Origin of the sequence: Azospirillum canadense (genome assembly GCF_025961225.1) — a bacterium.
Classification (GTDB): domain Bacteria; phylum Pseudomonadota; class Alphaproteobacteria; order Azospirillales; family Azospirillaceae; genus Azospirillum; species Azospirillum canadense.
The window spans coordinates 924,970-944,379 of sequence record NZ_JAOQNG010000007.1; the positions used below are offsets into that span (position 1 = coordinate 924,970).

The 19,410-nt window shown below is 65.9% G+C and carries 17 protein-coding genes and 2 pseudogenes; 2 read left to right on the top strand and 17 right to left on the bottom strand.

All coding sequences use genetic code 11. The features are described 5' to 3' along the window. Nucleotides 1-19: 19 nt before the first annotated feature. The 8 genes and pseudogenes from M2351_RS31900 to M2351_RS31930 form a co-directional block, all read right to left on the bottom strand. On the bottom strand, nucleotides 20-1,225 hold the full coding sequence (locus M2351_RS31900; RefSeq protein WP_264660028.1) for a CaiB/BaiF CoA transferase family protein: 1,206 nt from the start codon (nucleotides 1,223-1,225) through the stop codon (nucleotides 20-22). A gap of 244 nt (nucleotides 1,226-1,469) precedes the next feature. Further along, on the bottom strand, nucleotides 1,470-2,675 hold the full coding sequence (gene pcaF / locus M2351_RS31905; protein ID WP_264660029.1) for a 3-oxoadipyl-CoA thiolase: 1,206 nt from the start codon (nucleotides 2,673-2,675) through the stop codon (nucleotides 1,470-1,472). A 101-nt stretch (nucleotides 2,676-2,776) separates the two neighbouring features. Beyond that, nucleotides 2,777-3,244, bottom strand: a pseudogene (locus M2351_RS31910) (electron transfer flavoprotein subunit alpha/FixB family protein); the annotation flags it as partial. Between the two features lie 120 nt (nucleotides 3,245-3,364). Then, nucleotides 3,365-3,604, bottom strand: a complete 240-nt coding sequence (locus M2351_RS31915; RefSeq protein WP_264660030.1) for a hypothetical protein — start codon at nucleotides 3,602-3,604, stop codon at nucleotides 3,365-3,367. Between the two features lie 38 nt (nucleotides 3,605-3,642). After that, nucleotides 3,643-3,735 (bottom strand): annotated as a pseudogene (locus tag M2351_RS31920) (electron transfer flavoprotein subunit beta/FixA family protein); the annotation flags it as partial. Between the two features lie 110 nt (nucleotides 3,736-3,845). Further along, nucleotides 3,846-5,486, bottom strand: coding sequence for an electron transfer flavoprotein-ubiquinone oxidoreductase (locus M2351_RS31925; RefSeq protein WP_264660031.1), 1,641 nt, complete (start codon nucleotides 5,484-5,486; stop codon nucleotides 3,846-3,848). A 299-nt stretch (nucleotides 5,487-5,785) separates the two neighbouring features. Continuing rightward, on the bottom strand, nucleotides 5,786-5,920 hold the full coding sequence (locus M2351_RS45335; protein ID WP_406567460.1) for a 3-hydroxyacyl-CoA dehydrogenase NAD-binding domain-containing protein: 135 nt from the start codon (nucleotides 5,918-5,920) through the stop codon (nucleotides 5,786-5,788). Nucleotides 5,921-6,021: 101 nt separating this feature from the next. Next, nucleotides 6,022-6,768 carry an enoyl-CoA hydratase-related protein gene (locus M2351_RS31930; RefSeq protein ID WP_264660032.1) on the bottom strand — a complete coding sequence of 249 codons (747 nt, stop codon included), beginning with the start codon at nucleotides 6,766-6,768 and terminating at the stop codon, nucleotides 6,022-6,024. A 104-nt stretch (nucleotides 6,769-6,872) separates the two neighbouring features. Between M2351_RS31930 and M2351_RS31935 the strand changes: the two genes are divergently transcribed. Next, nucleotides 6,873-7,016: a hypothetical protein gene (locus tag M2351_RS31935; protein WP_264660033.1), complete on the top strand. Its 144-nt coding sequence runs from the start codon at nucleotides 6,873-6,875 to the stop codon at nucleotides 7,014-7,016. Nucleotides 7,017-7,310: 294 nt separating this feature from the next. Here the strand turns inward: M2351_RS31935 and M2351_RS31940 are convergent, their stop codons facing one another. The 9 genes from M2351_RS31940 to M2351_RS31985 all read right to left on the bottom strand — a co-directional run bounded on the left by M2351_RS31940 (nucleotide 7,311) and on the right by M2351_RS31985 (nucleotide 17,905). Next, a complete protein-coding gene (locus tag M2351_RS31940) occupies nucleotides 7,311-8,078 on the bottom strand; it encodes an IS5 family transposase (RefSeq protein WP_264657561.1) in 768 nt (255 codons plus the stop codon). Nucleotides 8,079-8,209: 131 nt separating this feature from the next. After that, nucleotides 8,210-10,138, bottom strand: coding sequence for an ABC transporter permease (locus tag M2351_RS45510; RefSeq protein ID WP_454464599.1), 1,929 nt, complete (start codon nucleotides 10,136-10,138; stop codon nucleotides 8,210-8,212). Nucleotides 10,139-10,203: 65 nt separating this feature from the next. After that, the gene (locus M2351_RS31955; RefSeq protein WP_264660034.1) at nucleotides 10,204-10,926 is read right to left on the bottom strand and encodes an ABC transporter ATP-binding protein; all 723 of its coding nucleotides are present in this window, start codon (nucleotides 10,924-10,926) and stop codon (nucleotides 10,204-10,206) included. Then, complete coding sequence (locus M2351_RS31960) at nucleotides 10,919-11,671, bottom strand: ABC transporter ATP-binding protein (RefSeq protein ID WP_264660035.1); 753 nt, start codon at nucleotides 11,669-11,671, stop codon at nucleotides 10,919-10,921. Before M2351_RS31960 ends, M2351_RS31955 begins: the two co-directional genes overlap by 8 nt. 99 nt (nucleotides 11,672-11,770) lie before the next feature. Continuing rightward, nucleotides 11,771-13,033, bottom strand: coding sequence for an ABC transporter substrate-binding protein (locus tag M2351_RS31965; RefSeq protein ID WP_264660036.1), 1,263 nt, complete (start codon nucleotides 13,031-13,033; stop codon nucleotides 11,771-11,773). Nucleotides 13,034-13,090: 57 nt separating this feature from the next. Beyond that, nucleotides 13,091-14,002: a carboxymuconolactone decarboxylase family protein gene (locus M2351_RS31970; RefSeq protein WP_264660037.1), complete on the bottom strand. Its 912-nt coding sequence runs from the start codon at nucleotides 14,000-14,002 to the stop codon at nucleotides 13,091-13,093. Between the two features lie 205 nt (nucleotides 14,003-14,207). After that, the gene (locus M2351_RS31975; protein WP_264660038.1) at nucleotides 14,208-14,579 is read right to left on the bottom strand and encodes a cupin domain-containing protein; all 372 of its coding nucleotides are present in this window, start codon (nucleotides 14,577-14,579) and stop codon (nucleotides 14,208-14,210) included. 231 nt (nucleotides 14,580-14,810) lie between these two features. Next, nucleotides 14,811-16,940, bottom strand: a complete 2,130-nt coding sequence (locus tag M2351_RS31980; RefSeq protein WP_264660039.1) for a methyl-accepting chemotaxis protein — start codon at nucleotides 16,938-16,940, stop codon at nucleotides 14,811-14,813. Between the two features lie 128 nt (nucleotides 16,941-17,068). After that, nucleotides 17,069-17,905 (bottom strand): SDR family NAD(P)-dependent oxidoreductase, encoded by an 837-nt coding sequence (locus M2351_RS31985; protein WP_264660040.1) that lies wholly within the window; start codon nucleotides 17,903-17,905, stop codon nucleotides 17,069-17,071. A gap of 281 nt (nucleotides 17,906-18,186) precedes the next feature. Between M2351_RS31985 and M2351_RS31990 the strand changes: the two genes are divergently transcribed. Continuing rightward, entirely contained in the window at nucleotides 18,187-19,371 is a 1,185-nt protein-coding gene (locus tag M2351_RS31990) for an alkene reductase (protein WP_264660041.1), read from the top strand. The last annotated feature ends 39 nt before the right edge of the window (nucleotides 19,372-19,410 follow it).

Consider the following 19,410-nt stretch of genomic DNA (forward strand, 5'->3'; position numbering starts at 1 on the left):
TTTGTGGATCTGCCCCGCCTCAGCCCGGTTCGGCAGCGTGAACCAGATGGCGTTGCTCGAAGTCCGCCACCTGCTCGTCGCTGAAGCCAATCTCCCGAAGGATGGCCCGCGTGTCAGCACCCAGCACCGGCGCACTCCGCGGCGGGGACGGCGCCATCAACGACAGTTCGACAAGCGGGGACACGAGCGGCAGCGGGCGGTCGAGCCCCGGCTGGCGGAACCAATGGAAGAAGCCGCCTTCGACGTTCTGGGGCTCCACCAACGCCTGCCGGGGGGACAGCACCGGGCATCCCGGCACCCGCTTTTCGCGGAGCAGCCGCAGGCAGTCCGCGGTGCTGCGCCCGGTGCACCAGGCCTGCATCCGCTCACTCAAAACCGCGCCGTTGTCGCCACGCGCCATGTCATCCTTGAAGCGGGGGTCGCCGCGCAGGTCCTCCGCACCGACGACCTGCATCCAGCGTTCAAACATGTCGTCGCCGATCACCTGCACCATGATCCACCCATCGGCGGTGGCGAAGACGTCGGACGGCCCGGCGATGGGACTGCGGTTTTCCGTAGCCACGCGCGTGCGGACCCCGGAGGCCTCCTCGATCAGGATCGGGTTCATGATGGCCAGCGCGGTGCGCAGCAGTGAGGCCTCGACCTGCTGTCCTTCGCCCGTCGCGCGGCGCGTCATCACGGCCGCCAGCGTGCCGAGCGCCGCCGTCATGGCCGTGCTGAAATCCACGTAGGATACGGCGGCGCGGTAGGGCTGGCCGGGGCGGCCGGTCAGGGACAGCGCGCCGCTCATCGCTTGCCCGGTGCCGTCGAAGCCGATGCTGCCGCGCTCCGGTCCCTGACCACCGAAGGCTGTCACCGAGGTGAGGATGATGTCCGGTTTCAGCGCGCGCAGGCTTTCGTAGTCCAGGCCAAGTTTATGGAGCGCGCGTGGCGGCATATTTGCGACCACGATATCAGCGCTCCGGATCAGCCGGGCCAGGATCTCCCGGCTCTCCGGGGATCCGAGATCCATGGCCAGAGAGCGCTTGTTGCGATTCATCGGGAGGTAGGTCGCACCGTCCAGATCCTCACCCAAGGGGGTGACGATGCGGTCGTTACCGCCTTCGACCGGCTCCACCCGAATAACGTCAGCCCCGAAATCGGCAAGTATAGCCGCACAAAACGGCCCGGCGATAAACCGGCCGAAATCAAGAACCTTAATCCCTTGAAGAGGCCTGTGCGTCATGGCTGCCTGTTTGTGTTGAAGGCTGGAATAAAGCGGCGCATCCAATCCGAAGTGTTACGCTCGCCAATCATAGGGAACACGCCGCAGCGAAACAATGAAACCTCGGGCACAGGCCTTCGAGCGATATAGGCCCGCCCTATGTCGTCCGCGTCCATGGGCCAAGCGCTTTGGGCCTGATCACGTCAGGGACGCGTGTGAACCTCGGCGCCCGGCCAGCGGCGTGCCCCGTCCAGGCGCCTCCGCCTCAGGCAACGCGTTCGAGTGCCAAGGCGACGCCCTGTCCAACACCGACGCACATCGTGACCAGCGCAAGGTGCCCGCCGGTCGCCTCAAGGTGTCGCACCGCGGTTCCGGCAATCCGAACGCCCGACATGCCGAGCGGGTGGCCGAGCGCGATGGCCCCACCATTCGGGTTTACGTGATCCGCATCGACGGGAACGCCGAGAAGGGTGAGGCAGGCCAGCGCTTGACTGGCGAAGGCCTCGTTGAGTTCGATGACATCCCAATCGGTGATCCGCCGCCCGAGACGGTCCATCAATTTTTTGGTCGCAGGCACCGGGCCCACCCCCATGATCCGCGGCGGAACCCCCGCCGAAGCCATGCCCAAGACCCGCGCGCGCGGCACCAAACCGAACTGTTCCACCCCCCGGGGCGAGGCCAGGATCACCGCCGCCGATCCATCGTTGACGCCTGAGGCGTTGCCCGCGGTGACCGTTCCATCGGCGCGGACGACCGGCCGCAGCGTCGCAAGCATGTCAAGGGTGGTCTCCGGGCGCGGGTGTTCGTCGTGCTGGACCAGAACAGTTCCCTTGCGCTCGTTCACCCCCACCGGCACGATTTCCCCGTCGAAGACGCCGCGCGCGCGGGCGGCGTGTGCGCGGTCTTGGCTGCGCTTGGCGAAGCCATCCTGCGCCACGCGCGTGATCTGGAACTCATCGGCGACCGCCTCAGCAGTCTCCGGCATGGAATCGACACCGTACAGCGCCTTCATCTGTGGATTTATGAAACGCCAGCCGATGGTCGTGTCCTGAATCTCCGCCGTTCGCTGGAACGCGGTGTCGGCTTTGCCGAGAACAAAGGGAGCGCGGGACATGGATTCCACACCACCAGCGATCGCCACATCGATTTCGCCGGATCGGATCGCGCGGCTGGCGGCACCGATGGCGTCCATTCCCGATGCGCAGAGCCGGTTCACGGTCACGCCTGGGACATTGGATGGAAGGCCGGCTAGGAGGAGCGCCATGCGCGCCACATTCCGGTTGTCCTCACCGGCCTGGTTTGCGCAGCCGACAAAAACTTCGTCGCACGCCGCAGCAAGCTGCGGATAACGCCGAAGAAGTTCCCGGATTGGCACAGCCGCCAACTCATCGGCCCGCACCTTGGACAACGCACCCGCGTAGCGGCCGATCGGCGTGCGGACGAAATCACACATGAACACGTCTTGGGTCATGGACACCTTCGCAGTAGGAGAAAAAAATGGACATCGGATCCCTGGGTGACAGCCGCGCTCCGGAGCGGCGGCGCATCGCGTCAGGCACAGTCCGATGAGACTCAGGCGGGCCTACCCGCCGGTATCAGTTCCGCGAACTCCGGCACCGCCTTGAAGAGATCGGCGACGAGGCCGTAATCGGCGACCTGGAAGATGGTAGCTTCCTCGTTCTTGTTGATCGCGACGATGACCTTGCTGTCCTTCATGCGGGCGAGGTGCTGGATCGCCCCCGAGATGCCGACCGCGACGTGCAGCTCGAGCGCCACGATCGTGCCGGTTTGCCCGACTTGGTAATCATTGGGAACGAAGCCCGCGACCACCGCCGCGCGCGACGCGCCGCCCAGCGTCTCGTCCGACGCCGAACCGCCCTCGGCCGCCGGCTCGAAGGCGGTGGTGCGCACGGTGATGACCTTCACCGGGTTGGCCGACTTCACAGTGGCGATGGCGTTGCCGGCGTCGATCGGGCGGGTGAAGGTGTCAGCGCTCTCCACCGACAGGATGTCGGAGATCTGCGCCATGTCCAGCAGAGCCTTGGCCACACCGGCGACCTTGAACGCGGCGTCGACAACCGCCTAGGCGGCCTTCAGGCGGACGTTGTCATGCTCCGCAATGACGAGGACAGACATTTTCGACAATCCTTCACTATACGGTCAGGTAATCAGCTTGCCAGATTGCATCGCTGCTTCCTGTTCAAGCAATTCTCGAAACATTGGCGATGCAATCGCTTCAGCCAGATCCGAATTGTCAATGTTAAATTCTCCGAAGTTCTCGACGATGTAGAAATATATCCTGATGGCGTGTGGGCGTAGATGTTCGGGAAGATGAGCAAAGAGTTCAATGTCACTGGCATGGCCCACACGCGCAAAGTTCCAGGGATGGGTCCGCGGCATTCTGGGGGGCTCCCTTGCGAGACGAGCGGTTGGGGTGATCAGATCACCCGCGCGTCGTTCTTGAGCTTATCCACGAGGGGCGCCACGTCGGCGACCTTGATGCCGGCTTGGCGCGTCAGCGGCTCGGCCAGTGCAGCGCGTCCGGACGCCGATGGTCCGCCCGTGAGAGCCAATTGCCGGTGCCGGCATTCATCAAAATGCGCATATTGCTCGTCCCTCCGTGCTCCTCTCTGGCATGGCCTTACATCCCCGGATAGTTCGGGCCGCCGCCGCCCTCGGGGACGACCCAGTTGATGTTCTGGGTGGGGTCCTTGATGTCGCAGGTCTTGCAGTGCACGCAGTTCTGCGCGTTGATCTGCAGCCGCGGGTTGGTCCCGTCCTCGTTGCGCACGATCTCGTACACCCCGGCCGGGCAGTAGCGCGTCTCCGGCGCGTCGTACAGCGCCAGGTTCACCCGGATCGGCGTCTCCGGGTCCTTCAGCGTCAGGTGCGCCGGCTGGTCTTCCTCGTGGTTGGTGTTCGACAGGTACACCGACGACAGCCGGTCGAACGACACCACCCCGTCCGGCTTCGGGTAGGCGATCGCCGGCGCCTCGCTCGCCTTCTTCAGCGTCGCGTGGTCGCCGTGCCGGTGGTGCAGGGTCCAGGGCGACTTGCCCTTGGTCGCCGTCTCATACGCCGCGTTGGCCAGACCCGCCCACAGACCCTTCTGGAAGCCCGGGCGGATGTTGCGCACCTCGTGCAATTCCTTCCACACCCACGACGCCTTCAGCGCCTCCGGGTAGGTCGTCACTTCACGCCCATTTTCGCCGCCCGTCAGGTGCGCGAAGATGGTCTCGGCCGCCAGCATGCCCGACTTCATGGCGGTGTGGTTGCCCTTGATCTTCGGCACGTTCAGGAAGCCCGCCGCGTCGCCGACGATCAGACCGCCGGGGAAGGTCAGCTTGGGGATCGACTGCAAGCCGCCCTCCGACAGGGCGCGGGCGCCGTAGGCGATGCGCCGGCCACCCTCGAAGGTCGGGCGGATGGCCGGGTGCGTCTTGTAGCGCTGGAACTCCTCGAAGGGCGAGAGGTGCGGGTTCTCGTAGTCGAGCCCGACCACGAAGCCGACCGACACCAGGTTGCCCTCCATGTGGTAGAGCCAGCTGCCGCCGTAGGTCTTGGGGTCCATCGGCCAGCCGATGGTGTGGACGATCAGGCCGGGCTGCGACTTGGCGGGGTCGACCTCCCACAGCTCCTTGATGCCGATGCCGTAGGTCTGCGGGTCGACGCCGTCGCGCAGATCGAAGCGCTCGAACAGCGTCTTGGTCAGCGAGCCGCGGCAGCCCTCGGCGAAGACGGTCTGCCGGGCGTGCAACTCCATGCCCGGCGTGTAGTTGCCGGTCTTCTCGCCGTCCTTGCCGATGCCCATGTCGCCGGTGGCGACGCCCTTGACCGCACCCTCCTCGTCGTACAGCACCTCGGCCGCGGCAAAGCCGGGGTAGATTTCCACGCCCAGCTCTTCGGCCTGGGCGGCCATCCAGCGGGCGAGGTTGCCGAGGGAGATGATGAAGTTGCCGTGATTGTGCATCTGCGGCGGGGTGAAGGGCGACTTCAGCGCCTTGGTCGGGGTGAGGAAGAGGAAGCGGTCCTCGCGCGCCGGCGTGGTCAGCGGCGCGCCCTTCTCCTTCCAGTCCGGGATCAGCTCGTCGAGCGCGTGCGGCTCGAACACCGCGCCGGACAGCAGGTGGGCGCCGACCTCCGAGCCCTTCTCGATGACGCAGACCGACAGCTCCTGCCCGGCCTCATTGGCCAGCTGTTTCAGGCGGATGGCCGCGCTCAGGCCCGACGGGCCGGCTCCGACGACGAGGACGTCGTACTCCATCACCTCGCGCTTGCTCATCGGTTGTCTTGTTCATAGTTAAGGGGATTGGAAGGCTGGGCGGTGGTGCGGTCGGCGCCCCCGCCCCGAGTGCCGCGTCCAGCGGGGGACGTAAGGCGCGGAAAGCGGCTGTGGCGGTATTGTCGGGAAAAGGGGGTCGGGCGCACGCGCCCGACCCGAGGACCGCGTCTGTCCAGGGAGGATGGAAAAACGCGGGGGGAACTCGACACACTCGTGATGCGTTCAAGCGACGCGGCGATGGGGGGCCGTCAAGGGCAGCCCAAGTACCCGGTGTACGCGCGATCATGTTAAGCGCCTTGTCACGGGCCTCGCGGGTGCCCCCGGGACGGACATCCTGCAACAAGGACGCTCAACCCGCTTTGCGCCATGACCTGGGCGATTCCCGCCCCCATAACGCCGGCGCCAACGATGCCAACGGTCTCAATGTTGACCATGTGTCAATCCCGAACTAGGCCGGCCCTGCGGCCGGCGTTCAACAGTCTGTGCCCATCTTCTGGCGCGATGCCGTGGAACGGACGAGAAAACACTTGGCGGCTCATCGCATCAGGAACGCGGCGAAGGCCTGCTGTGCCTCGGGGCTGCGGCGCAGCGTCTGGAACAGCTGCGCCTCTTCATCGATGGACTCGGCCACAGCCATGGCGGTGCTGCGCATCAGCAGACGCTTCGTCGCCACCAGTGCCGCCGCCGGCAGGGCCGCCAGCCGGCGCGCCTGGACCAAGGCTTGCGGAAAGGCACCGCCCTCATCAGTAATGGCGTTCACCAAGCCCACCCGCTCCGCAACGTCGGCGTCAAAGCGGTCGCCGAGCATCAGCAGTTCGGCGGCCCGTTTGGCCCCCGCCAAACGCGGAAGCAGGTAACTGGACGCCCCTTCCGGGCACAGCCCCAAAGCAACGAAGGGCAGGCGAAACCGTGCGCCGCGGCCCGCGTAGGCCAGATCGCAGTGGAGGAGTAGCGTCGTGCCGATGCCGATCGCGTGCCCCTCGACTGCGGCGACGATCGGCTTGGGAAAGCGCGCTAGGTCCTTTAGGAACAACACCCCCGCGCTCGGCCGCTCCGCGTTCGCCACATCGCGGAAATCCGCAACGTCGGTGCCGCTGGTGAAATCTCCACCCGCGCCCTGCAGGACCACGGCGCGCACCGCCGCGTCGTCTGCGAAGGCCGCCAAGGCCGCGCGCAGTGCGCCGTAGGTGGCGCGGTCGAGGGCGTTTCGTCGTTCGGGGCGTGCGATGGTCATGACCCGCAAACCATCCTCCGGAACATCGATAACCAGACTCTCGCTCACGACGAACCTCCTGACCGTGTTGCCCGAACGCCTCCGCTCAGGTGCGCCGCTCGAGGACTTGCCGGGAAATGTTGTTGCGTTGTATTTCGTTGATTCCACCGCAGATGGTGGTCACCATCGCGTTCATCAGAGGCGCCAATGAAGCGACCGGCCGGCCGCCGAACCGCAAGTTTCCAGCGGACCCACCGTGGTCGGCGGCATTCTCCATCAACGGCACACTGACGCAGGTGCAGGTCTCGCTGGCCTAGATCTTGAGTATTCTGTCCGGCCAACTGAAGAACTGGGGCACGCTCCTGTTTTGATGCGAACTCTCGTCTCATGTCCAAGTCTAGCACGCTGTAATTCCGCGCGAAGCCAATAGAACAGGTCACCCTTTGGTGGGTATAGGCGCCGGCCGTGCTGGTGTGCGCTGGCGGGAGCGTCAGCCATGTAGGCACGATCCGCGAGGAATACAGACGGCCAGAACGGCTTTTCTTTCGGTCGCCGACCGCCACCACCGATCCGAGAAGACTCGAGCCAAGGGGTTTCCTTAGGGACGGTTTTCAGAATGCGCTGAGGCGGTTGGCGACGATGAAGATCGCCGCGGCGGTGAGCAGCGCGAGTATGATCCGCCCCAACCTGTCCTGCCGTCGATCTAGGCGTTTGTTTGCGAGCAGCCAAGCGCAGCCGTGCTCGACGACGCAGCGGACTTTGCCGAGCCCCGAGCCGTGGGGCTCGCCGATCTTGCGGATGTGCGGCTGGATGCCGTCGCGCAAGCAGAGCCAGCGGTTATCGGCGCTGTCGTAACCCGCGTCCGCGTAGAGCCTGCTGATGGCGGCGCAGACAACCTGGGCCAGGCGCAGCAGATCCGGAAAGAGCTTGGTGTCATGCACATTGGCGGGCGAAGGGACGACCGCCAGCGGCAGGCCATCGGTCGAGACGACCACGTGGTACTTGGTCCCGGGCTTACCGCGGTCGGTCGGGTTCGCCCCGGTCAACTCGCCGCCCCGCTTGGCCCGCACCGAGCAGCTGTCCACCACGACGTCCCATGCGGCGGCGTCGGGGCCGGAGCGCGCCATGCGGATGAGGACGGCATGGACACGGCGCAGCAACGCCGTGGTGTGCCACTCGTCCAGGCGGCGGCGCAGGGTGGAGCCCGAGGCGCGTCCGTCCGCAGCCTTCAACTCCCGCCATTGGACACCCTCGCGCACAAAGAAGCCGAGCGTCCGGATCACCTCCGCCGTCGGCACCGGGGGGCGCCCCGGACCGGGGTGCCGGGGCTCGATCCGGTCGATGATGCCAGCCACCAGCTCTACCGCCTGCGCGCGCATGTCCGCTCCCATGCCAAAGGCACGGGAACCGGCATGCGGTTACTTGATCACGCTCGCAGCTGACCTCGGAGAGTTCTGGAAACCGGGCCTTAGTACCGGTCACCATCCGGTCCAGGCGCCGGTACTCCCCATTACTGAAACCTCCGTCTGAAACGGCCCACGTCGACCGGCGGTCGGGACGCCTTGGACCACGCCAGAACCAACTGGGCCGTCTCGCCAACGATACCACGGCGGAACACCATCACGCAGACGATGAAGATCCCTCCGTGGATCACCGTGACCCAGGATCCGAGGTGGGCAAGGTAGTTCTCCATGCCGGCCACGATGAACGCGCCGACGAGCGGACCGCTGATCGTCCCAACTCCACCGAGGATGGTCATGAGCACGGCGTGGCCGGACATGGTCCAGTGCACGTTGGTCAACGACGCCAGTTGGAAGACGAGGGCATCGAGCGATCCCGCCAGCCCGGCGATCATCGTTGAGAGCACGAAGGCAAGAAGCTTGTAGCGCTCGGTGAAGTAGCCCAGCGATGTGGCCCGCGCCTCGTTTTCCCGAATGCTCCTGAGGACGTTGCCGAACGGCGAATTGATCGCCCGGTACACGACCAGCGACCCGATAGCAAAGCAGGCGAAAACGAAATAGTACATCGCAAGCGGGTCGTTCAGATTCACGAGACCGAACAGCGTGCCGCGCGGAACGCCCTGGATGCCCTCGTCGTTGTTGGTGAAGGGGGCCTGGACCGCCAGAAAATAGACCATCTGCGCAAGGGCCAGGGTGATCATCGAGAAGTAAATCCCCTGCCGGCGGATGGCCAAGTAGCCGCAGACCGTACCGAGCGCTCCCGCTCCCAGAACTCCCGCCACGATGCCCAACACCGGATCAAATCCCAACAGCTTGACACAGTACGCTGTGACGTAGCTGGCGCCGCCGAAATACGCCGCGTGCCCGAACGACAGCAGCCCGCCATACCCCAGAAGCAGGTTGAAGGCGCTGGCGAACAGCGCGAAGCACAGCACCTTCATCAAAAACAGCGGGTAGACGGCGAACGGGGCCAGCAGGCCGGCCACAAGGGCCGCGAGGAGGAGGGCACGCCGAGCCACCGGAGTGCGGGCCTTGACAAGCGCCTCGCCGCCCGTCGCGTGCCCCTGCTGGGCCGCCGCCATGTTGCCGAACAACCCGTTCGGCCGGACGAGGAGCACGACCGCCATGATGATGAACACCACCGTCGTCGATGCCTGCGGATAGAAGACCTTCGTCAAGCCTTCGGCAATGCCGAGGCCGAAGCCCGAGACAATCGCGCCCATGATCGACCCCATGCCACCGATCACCACGACCGCGAAGACGACGATGATGATGTCCGATCCCATCTGCGGGTTGACCTGGTACACCGGCGCCGCCATGACGCCGGCCAACGCCGCCAATCCGACCCCGAAGCCGTAGGTCACCGTCACCAGCCGCGGCACGTTGATGCCGAACGCGCGGGTCAGCAAGGGGTTCTCCGTCGCGGCGCGCAGCTGGGCGCCAAGCCGCGTGCGTTCGATCATGAACCAGGTGAGCAGGCAGATCGCCAGCGAGCCGCCGATCACCCAGGCGCGGTAGACCGGCAGGAACATGAAACCCAGGTTCCAGGCAGACGTCAGCGTCGCAGGCGTTGCGTAGGAATTCCCGGACGCGCTGAACTGTTGGCGCGCCAATCCCTCGACAACCAGCGCCACGCCGAAGGTCAGCAGCATGCCGTAAAGGTGATTGACCTGGTAGAGGTGGCGCAGCAGGATCCGTTCGAGCGCGATGCCGGACGCCGCCACCACGACCGGCGCGATGACCAGCGCCGGCCAGTAGCCGATACCGAACGCGGTCAGCAGCACGTAGGCGCACAGCGCCCCCAGCATATACTGCGCGCCGTGGGCGAAATTGACGATGTTGAGCAGGCCGAAGATGACCGCCAAGCCGAGGCTCAGCATGGCGTAGAAGCTGCCGTTGATCAGGCCGATCAGGAGTTGCCCGAACAGAACCGGAGCCGGTGGCAGAACATGAAGAAAGTCGGGCATCGTTCCCCCCATTGAGCTTTTCTGGTATGCGCGGAAGCATCGGTCCGTGCCGCCCGCCCCCGATCAGACGGTGCAGATCAGACGGTGAGGTAGGCGTCGATGCGGTCGCCGCTGCGGCTGAACTCCGCTTGGTGGATCATGTCCACAACCTGCCCGTGTTCGACGATGTAATGGCGGTCGGCGACCGTCGCGGCAAAATGGGCGTTTTGCTCGACCAGAAGGATCGTGTAGCCGCGGGCCTTAAGCGTCTGAATCACCGCCCCGATCTTGTCGACGATAACGGGCGCCAGACCCTCGGTCGGTTCGTCCAGCAGCAGCAGCGTCGCTCCGGTGCGCAGGATGCGGCCGATGGCGAGCATCTGCTGCTCGCCGCCGGACAGGCGCGTTCCGAAGCTTTGCCGGCGCTCACGGAGGTTGGGAAAGAGGTCATAGAGTTCTGCGACGGTCATGCCCCCCGGCGCCACCTTCGGCGGCAGCATCAGGTTCTCCTCGACCGTCAGGCTGGCGTAGATTCCCCGCTCTTCCGGGCAAAACGCGATCCCGAGCCGGCCGATGGCCTCCGGCGGCAGCGCAATGACGTTCCGGCCCGCGAAGGTCACCTCGCCGCTGCGGCGCTGGATCAGGCCCATGATCGACTTGAGTGTGGTCGACTTCCCGGCACCGTTCCGACCGAGCAGCGTCACCACCTCTCCCTTGCGCACCTCAAACGTCATACCGTGCAGGGCCTGGGATTCGCCGTGCCAGGCGCACAGCCGCTGCACGGACAGCAAGGGCGGAACCGTCGGGCTGGCGTCAGGCATGTGCCGCCCCCATGTAGGCGGACCGCACGTCCGGGTTTGCAGACACTTCGGCGTAGCTGCCCTCCGCCAGGACCTGCCCGCGGGCCATGACGGTGATCCGGTTCGACAGAGCGGAGACGACCGAGAGGTTGTGCTCCACCATCAGCACGGTGTAGCGCTCGCCGACTTGGCGGATGAGGTCCGAGATGGTGCCGATGTCCTCGCGGCCGAGACCAGCCATTGGCTCGTCCAGCAGCAGCAGTTCGGGGTCGAGTGCCAGCGTCGTGGCGATCTCCAGCGCGCGGCGCCGTCCGTACGACAGTTCGGCCGCGATCACGTCGATGGCGTCCTGCAAGCCAACGGCCGCGATCAGTTGCTCGGCGCGCCCATCCAGCACGTCCAGACCTGCGCTGTCGCGCCAGAAATGGAAGGACGTGCCGAGACGGCGTTGCAGAGCGACGCGGAGGTTGTCGCGCACCGTCATGTGGGAAAACACAGCGGAAATCTGAAAGGAGCGGACGATGCCCAGCCGGGCGACCGCGGCCGGCCGCAGCCGCGTGATGTCCTGCCCGTTGTACGTGATCGTTCCACCGGTTGGCTGAAGAAATTTCGTGAGCAGGTTGAAGACCGTGGATTTGCCGGCGCCATTCGGGCCGATCAGCGCGTGGATGGTGCCGCGTTGGATGCGAAGGTTGACCCCGGCGACGGCGCTGAAGCCGCCGAAGTCCTTGCGCAGGGCGTCCGCTTCCAAAATATAAGGGCTCATTGCGATGCTGTCCGGACGGACGGACGTCGGATGGGACCCGACGCCGGAATGAAAGGGAGGTGGCGGGCGCGGCCGCTTGGGGGCGCCCGCCGTCGCGGGCTACTTCTTGACCATTGGGCAGTCGCTTTCGCTCAGCGGCGAGAAGGCCTCTTCGGGCGGAACGGTCCCGATCACCTCGAACAAGTCGTTTGGCCCCTTCGACGCCGACGGCGCCTTGGCCTTGGCCAGATACATCGGCCGGACGAGTTGGTTGTCGGCGCGGATGACGCCCCCCTTCATGGCGATGGTGTCGATCGGATTGGCTTTCATCGCGGGCACGACGACGCTCGCGTCGTCGGTCCCCACGGCCTGAACGGCCTTCAGGTAGTGGAGCGTCGCCTCGTACTCCCCGACGTGCGTGTAATCGGGCGACTGGCCGGTGCGCTCCCGGAACCGTTTCGACCAGGCGCGGGTCTGATCGTTCCACTCTTCGTAAAAGGGCGTGGTGAAGACGATGCCTTGACCCAGTTCCAATCCCATGGAGCGCAGCGCGCTGTTGAACATGCTCAGGCTGGCGAAGGTTATGCCCATCTGCGGCAGGCCGAACGCGGTGCCGGCCTTCACGACGTTGACCATGTCGACGCCGGCAAAGCCGATGGCCACGTTCGCGGCGCCGGAGGCCTGCGCCTGCAAGACGTAGGATGACATGTCGCCCGCGTTCAGCGGCACGGCGATCTCGCCCACCGCTTTGCCGCCGCCGCTGGCGATGCCGCGCAGCGCCGCCGCGCGGGCCGGCGGACCGGCAGCGGTGTCTTGAATCATGACGTACCAAGTCCTCTTGCCGTGCTCGGTGACATGCTTGGTGACGGCCACCGCCAGCGCGTAGAAATCGGGCGTCCAGTGAATGGAATTGGGAAGGCAGCTCTTGCCGGCCAGATCCGAGGTCTGGGCGACGGTGTGAATCAACAACTTCTTTGGGCGCTCCTTGGCGATCGCCTGCACCGCCAGCGCCACCGACGAACCGGCGAGCCCCAGCGCCATGGACACGTTGTCGCGGTCGAACCAATCGGTGACGATGGCCGATCCGACACTCGGCTTCAGTTGATGATCCGCGGTCAGCAGTTCGATCTTCTTCCCCAGCACCGTACCGCCGAAGTCCTCGATTGCCATCTGCACCGCGGCGACCGACCCCTTTCCGGTGAAGTCGCTGTAGCCGGACGACATATCCGTCGCCAAGCCAATGCGGAAGACGCCGGACGACTGCGCCACGGCGGGTGACGACAGACCCACGGCGACCGGCACCACAACCGGCAGAGCGCGGGCCAGACGGATCGTGCTGGACGCGATGCGGCGCAGATCCAGAGCGAGACTACAAAGCGTCACGAGTTCCTCCCTTTGATTGTGTTCTGATGCGCGCCGTCGTGGAGCGTCCGCTTCCGGTTAGGCGGCGGGCGCCGTTCCGCCCCGCTCCCGCTTTTCCAATTCGTCGAGCAGCACCGGCACGCCCAAGGTGCAGGTGTGCATGCCCAACGCCGTGGTGAGCTGATACACCTCCATGATCTCTTCTTTGGTCGCGCCGTATTTGAGAGCGTTCTGGATGTGAATGCGCAGCCCCGGCTCGTAGAGGTGCGTGGTGGCGGCATCGATGGCGATGTAAATGAATTCCTTGATTTTGGGCTCCAGGACACCACGGGTCCACGGAACTGAGGAAAAGCGCAGATAAGCGTCAAAAAAGTCGGGATCCAGGGCAAGCAGCCCATCCCAAAACGCGTTCCAATAGCCGCGCTTGGCGATGAAATCTTCCTTGAGGGCCAGCCGCCGGTCGTCGAACGGCACCTCGACCTCCGCGCCGCGTCCGGCTTGGCGAAACTCATCGAGCAGCACCGGGACGCCGAACGTGCAGGTGTGCATGCCGAGCACGCTGGTCAGCTGATACACCTCCATGATCTCTTCTTTGGTCGCGCCGAGCCGCAGCGCATTCTGGATGTGAATGCGCAGCCCCGGCTCATAGAGGTGAGTCGTTGACGCGTCGATGGCGATGTAGATGAATTCCCGGACCTTCGGATCGAGGACACCCTTGGTCCAGGGCACCGACGACAGGTTCAGGTATGCCTCGAAGAAATCCGGGCTCAGTTGGAGAAGCCCATCCCAGAACTCGTTCCAATAACCCCGGACGCGAATGAAATCGTCCTTAAGACGCTGCGTGCGTTCCGTCATTTCAAACATGCCTTGACTCCTTGAAGCGCGCTGACTCAACCCCGGCATCCACCGGTGACCATTACGTGCGCCGGACACCGGCGGCTGGCTGCCCATGAAAGCGCGCGCTGCGCCGGTTTGGTCGGGCTGCGGCAAGCCGGTCCGCCGGCCCGCGACTGAACAGGATTGCTGGGATGCAGGAGCCCAGCCAGCGCGAGCGTCGGCGGATGCCGATCGCCCCTCACACCGGTCTTGTTGCTGATCGTTGTGGAGCTTAACAATCGGATGGTGCGCCGAACAGGGCGACACGCGGGACCATAGGGGCGCCCTGTTGCACTCATAGGGCGCCCGACGTGGTTCCTCAGGTTCGCCCGTAGTACTGGATCTCGAACAGAATGCAGCCTTCCCGGGACAGGAACGGACCATGCGGCGTGCCGGGCGGCCGATACGTGTAGCTGGGGGACGGGGTGCCCTCGCCATCGCCGGCCGTGGCCGGCACCAGATCCCCGCGCAGCACAAAGACCTCTTCGGAGTAGTCATGGACCAGCTCGCTCGTCGTGCGAGCGCCGCCCAGGAACCGGACCAGACGCGTCCTCGACCCCGTCTGGGTCGCCTCGTCCAGGTCGTCGACCAGCGGCTTCACCTCAATGCCGGCCGGAAAGCCGGGAAGTTGTTCCCAGCCCTCGGCAAGGTTGATGGAGGCCATTTCAATGTGGGGCTTTGCAGAGGTCATCTTGGTAAGAATCCTTTGTGAGGCGGCAACTAGTCATTACGGCATTCGACTATTACTTGCCGCCGTGTTGTTTTTTAGCAAGACATTCCGTTTAACTGACGTTATCAAAACGTTGGCACGCGGAGCAATTGCGTTCGACCAGCCGCCTTTAAGGGCCATAGGGCCCCACGATGATGCCCGAATGCTCCCGACGGTGTGCGGGTGCCGACCGTGACACGACTGTGTCGCGGCTCAAGCCGAGCGGATGTCGAGGACCAGCTGCTCGATCTCCGCGTGCAGGCGTCCCGCCTGTGCGGACAGAGCCCGGGAAGCCGACAGCACGTCGCTCGCCGTCGTCTTCGTCGCGCCCGCCCCCGCCGCCACTTGATCGATGACGGCGAGAACCGACTGGGTCGCCGCTGCGGCCTTCCGGGCGTTTCCTGCGATCTGATCGGCCGCGGCCTCCTGCTCGTTGACGACGTGCGCCACACCCTCGGTGATGCGCTCCATCGTTCCGATGACCCGCGTGATCTGTCCGATCGCGGCCGTGGCGCCCCCGGTGACCGCCTGCATCGTGGCAATCTGCACCGAAATGTCTTCGGTCGCCTTCGCCGCTTGGCTTGCCAGAGTTTTGACCTCGCCGGCCACGACCGCGAACCCCCTGCCCGCCTGCCCCGCCCGCGCCGCTTCGATCGTCGCGTTCAAGGCGAGTAGATTGGTCTGCGCGGCAATGTTTTGGATGAACTGCACGACATCGCCGACCCGGGTCGCCGCGTCCACCAGAGTCGTCATCGTGCCGCCGGCCGCGTCGGCGGCCCGGACGGCCTCGCGCGTGATGCGGTCCGAGTCCTTCATCCGGAGCGCGATGGTGCCGACCGAGCTGGTCAACTGGCTCGCCGCTGCAGCGACGGCTTCGACGTTCGACGCAGTCTGCCCGGCGGCCTTGGCCATGACCGCCGATTCGCGCTGGGTTTGGTCAGCGCCGCTGCTCATTGCGCCGGCGGCGTTCTCGAGCCCCTCCGCCGCGTCGGCGACGGCACGCACGATGGGGCCAACCCGGCCGTCGAAGGACTCCATGATCCGCTCGAGCCGGGCCGCCCGCGTGTCCCGAGCGGCGCGGACGCGCTCCTGCTCAGCGTGCAGCGCGTCAGCGTCGGTCAGCGCCTCCGCGCAAACGCGTATGGCGCGCGCCATCGTGCCAATCTCATCGGAGCGCTCATGCGCGGGGATGTCGGGGTTCCGCTCCCCCGCGGCCAAGCGCTCCATCGCGCGGGTCATGCGCGACAGAGGCTGGGTGATGCGGCGCGCGAGGAGCACACCGGCGACGCTGACGGCGAGCAGCAGCAGGCCGCCGCCGACGACCATCCGACGGCGCATGGCATCGACCGGCGCCAGCACCTCATCGAGCAACGCCTCGGCATGGACCCGCCACGGCAGCGCCGCCGAGCGCAGCGGCCGAACGGCGACGAGCGCCGTCGCGGTGCCCTGGACGCTCCGCGCTACCGCGACCGATGCACCGCGTCCGTCAGTCTCATCTGCGCCACCGGCGTACGGGGCCAGAACCGGCTGCTCCGGAGCGAGGCGCGGAATGCTGCGCAGACGCCCATCCGCGCCGACGAGGTACGTGTCGCCGCTCTGCCCCATGCCGTCGGTGGCCTGCATGATACGGCTCAGCCCATCCCCCGATAGGCGGAACACGAGAACCGCCAGGAGCCGCGTCGTGCCGTGGGGCAGCGGGATCGCCACCGGACTGGCCAGGAACGCCGACGGGACACCCCAGGCGGCCCCGTAGGAGACGAAATCGGTGACGCGGACAGCGTCCGCCCGCCCGCCGCTGCGGACCTGGTCCAAAATGGCGTCCAGTGGCGGCGGCAAGGCCGCCGCGAAGTCGTCGCCCTTGGCGGCGCTGTAGAGCACCGTCCGGTCCGGCGACAGCAACAGAACATCGGCCAAGCCGCGCCGCTGCATCAGATCGCGCATCCACGGGTGCAGGTTCTGGTGCGCGATGTCGTACAGCGCGTTCCCCTCCGCCTTGTCCATCCGCTGGCGTTCGCCGGGCGGAAAAGGATTTCCGTGGACGTAGCGCGCCCGCAGGGCGACGCCCGGATCGCCACGACTGGCTTCGGTGCGCCATCCGTTGCCCAGAGCCACCGCCGCCTCCCGCATCGAGTTCGTGCCGGCGGTCAGCGCGATGTCGCCTTCAAGACCTTGCAGATAAGCGCGCACGGCCGTCTCGCGCGCGTCGGCCAGCGCCAGCAGCTTGTCATTCGCCGCCGCGCGCAGACGCGCCGAGGCCGTTACGTAGGCGTACACGCCAAGCACCACGGCGGTGATGACCGTCGACGCCACCAGCACAGCCGGAATTTTGTGCCGAAGCAGCACGGCAGAGCCTCCCCTGATTGTTGATGTTGGTTAGCCGGCAAGCAGCGTCGACCTCCGCCCAGGCTAACCCCGGGCGGGCGCCGATCCGGTGCCGTTGCGCGCGCAACGTGGCCAGTTCGGACTTGGCTTTACCGGTAGGAGTCGGCGTCCACGGCGGTTTTCCAGTACGCCGCTCCCGAGGTGAATCCGCCGTCTATGATGATCTCCTCGCCGGTGATCATCCGCGCTGCGTCGCCGGCGAGATAGCCGACAGCTGAAGCGATGTCGTCGGCGTCCGCCATCCGCCCGAGCGGAGTCATGCCGACCATCGTCTCGACGTGCCGGCCGCCGCGGATGATGTCGGTGCTCACGAGCCCCGGGCACACGCAGTTCACGCGGATGCCGTCGGCCGCGAATTGCAGCGCGGCCGACCGCGTCAGCCCGCGCAGGCCCCACTTGCTGGCGCTGTAGGCCGGGTCAGGATGGCCGGAAAACGCTGCGTTCGAGGCAATGTTGACGATGGCCCCCCCGCTTCCCCGCATGTGGGGGACGACCGCCCGGATCCCCAGGAAGCTTCCCGTCAGGTTGACGTCAAGAACCCGCCGCCACTCGTCTTCACTGTAGGTTTCGATGTGCTTGCGGACCAGGATGCCGGCGTTGTTCACGAGGACGTGCACGCCTCCGCCCCAGTCGACCGTCTCGCGCACGGCGTTCGACCAAGCCGGGGCCGACGACACATCCAACGGCACGCAGCGGGCGCTCAGGCCCTCGGCACGCAACGCGGCGACGGTGGCGCCTGCCTCGTCCGCCAGCACGTCGCCAATCACCACCTTGGCGCCGCGCCGGGCGAACAGGAAGGCCACCGCACGCCCGATGCCGCGCGCGCCGCCGCTGATGAGGACAGCCTTTCCACTGAACTGGTCCATGTCGCCTCCCATTTTTTGCGCATTGCGGATCGCACCGGGGCAGCGGCACGCGGCAGGCATGGCGCATGCTCTTGCTTTCCCTCCGGCGATCACGGCACCGCGCAACGTTGATTGATTCACGGTGTTCTCAAGCAAAGAAGACAAGCGGCGGCACCCGTGTCAAAACCTTCTCGCTGCAGGTCGGAGCGGGCCAGACAAGCATAGAGAGTCCCTATACTGCCGATAGGCTGGCGGTGCCTTGCGTCGTGGCCTGTGTGGTTCATACTCATTGATGGGTGGAACGAACGCCTCGCTGGCGCTGCGGCGAGGTCTACCAAGAACATTTACTTGAGGTATGCTTTATGTCTCAGCCGCTGCTCCAACACTATCGGCTCGGATCTCTTGATCTCGCCAACCGCGTCGTGATGGCGCCCATGACACGCAATCGCGGCGACAATCCGGAAAACGCGGCGACCGATCTCGTCGCGCAATATTACGCGCAGAGGGCCAGCGCCGGGTTGATCATCAGCGAAGGGACCTACGTCAGCCCACAAGGCGCCGGCTACATCCATGTTCCTGCGATCCATTCGGCGGCCCAGGTCGCCGGCTGGGCGAAGGTCACGGCGGCCGTTCACGCCCGCGGCGGGAAAATCTTCGCGCAGCTGTGGCATGTTGGCGCGGTATCGCACCCCGACATTCTGGGCGGCGAGCTGCCGGTGGCGCCTTCGGCGATCAATCCCAAGGCAATGGCCTACACGCCAAACGGCTTCCAGGCCACAGTCACTCCCCGTGCTCTGTCTTTGTCGGAGATTGCGGGCATCGTAGGCGATTTCCGGCGCGCCGCGGCGAACGCCCTGGCGGCCGGGTTTGACGGCGTCGAACTGCACGCAGCGAACGGCTACCTCTTCCATCAGTTCTTCGCCCGCAGCATGAACACGCGCATGGACGCCTATGGTGGCTCCGTCGAAAATCGCGCACGCTTCCTATTCGACGTGATCGACGCCGTCACGCGGGAGCTGCCGTCGGATCGCATCGGCGTGCGCATCAACCCGGCCGTCCATGGACTATCCGGCATCCTCTTCGACGAGGAGACCCTCCCGCTCTTCGACCATGTCGTCGGCCGCTTGAACGCCTTAAACCTCGCCTACCTCCACGTCATGGAGCCGATCAACGCCACCGACCAGCTGCCGCCGGAGCTGGTGACCCCGTCCGTCGCGTCCTATTTCCGCTCACGCTACACGGGAACGCTGATCGGCGCCGTCGACTACACGCAGGACAGCGCCAACGCCGCGATCGCGTCCGGCGCTGTGGACCTCGTCGCGTTCGGCCGCGCGTTCATCGCCAACCCCGATCTGGTGGAGCGGTTCGCCCACGGGCACCCGCTCGCCATTCCGGACCGCGCCACCTTTTACACGGGCGGCGTGAGCGGCTATACCGACTACCCCACCTTCGCGGACGGCCCCGCTCCACGCGACACTGACACGCCCGACGGGTTTGAGTCCTACGCGGAGACCCGGCGCCGCTTCAATGCGGTGGTGAACCGGTGACCGGGGCCGGTCTGCCCCCCGGTGCGCGGCAGCCCGACG

What these genes read in the sequence shown, in the direction of transcription:
- pcaF (WP_264660029.1), bottom strand. Translation starts at nt 2,675, where the DNA reads ATGACCCAAGACGTGTTCATGTGTGATTTCGTCCGCACGCCGATCGGC.
- M2351_RS31935 (WP_264660033.1), top strand. Translation starts at nt 6,873, where the DNA reads ATGGTGGTCACCATCGCGTTCATCAGAGGCGCCAATGAAGCGACCGGC.
- M2351_RS31915 (WP_264660030.1), bottom strand. Translation starts at nt 3,604, where the DNA reads ATGCCGCGGACCCATCCCTGGAACTTTGCGCGTGTGGGCCATGCCAGT.
- M2351_RS31975 (WP_264660038.1), bottom strand. Translation starts at nt 14,579, where the DNA reads ATGACCTCTGCAAAGCCCCACATTGAAATGGCCTCCATCAACCTTGCC.
- M2351_RS31900 (WP_264660028.1), bottom strand. Translation starts at nt 1,225, where the DNA reads ATGACGCACAGGCCTCTTCAAGGGATTAAGGTTCTTGATTTCGGCCGG.
- M2351_RS45510 (WP_454464599.1), bottom strand. Translation starts at nt 10,138, where the DNA reads ATGGGGGGAACGATGCCCGACTTTCTTCATGTTCTGCCACCGGCTCCG.
- M2351_RS31955 (WP_264660034.1), bottom strand. Translation starts at nt 10,926, where the DNA reads ATGCCTGACGCCAGCCCGACGGTTCCGCCCTTGCTGTCCGTGCAGCGG.
- M2351_RS31925 (WP_264660031.1), bottom strand. Translation starts at nt 5,486, where the DNA reads ATGAGCAAGCGCGAGGTGATGGAGTACGACGTCCTCGTCGTCGGAGCC.
- M2351_RS31960 (WP_264660035.1), bottom strand. Translation starts at nt 11,671, where the DNA reads ATGAGCCCTTATATTTTGGAAGCGGACGCCCTGCGCAAGGACTTCGGC.
- M2351_RS31985 (WP_264660040.1), bottom strand. Translation starts at nt 17,905, where the DNA reads ATGCCTGCCGCGTGCCGCTGCCCCGGTGCGATCCGCAATGCGCAAAAA.
- M2351_RS31940 (WP_264657561.1), bottom strand. Translation starts at nt 8,078, where the DNA reads ATGCGCGCGCAGGCGGTAGAGCTGGTGGCTGGCATCATCGACCGGATC.
- M2351_RS45335 (WP_406567460.1), bottom strand. Translation starts at nt 5,920, where the DNA reads ATGGTCAACATTGAGACCGTTGGCATCGTTGGCGCCGGCGTTATGGGG.
- M2351_RS31990 (WP_264660041.1), top strand. Translation starts at nt 18,187, where the DNA reads ATGTCTCAGCCGCTGCTCCAACACTATCGGCTCGGATCTCTTGATCTC.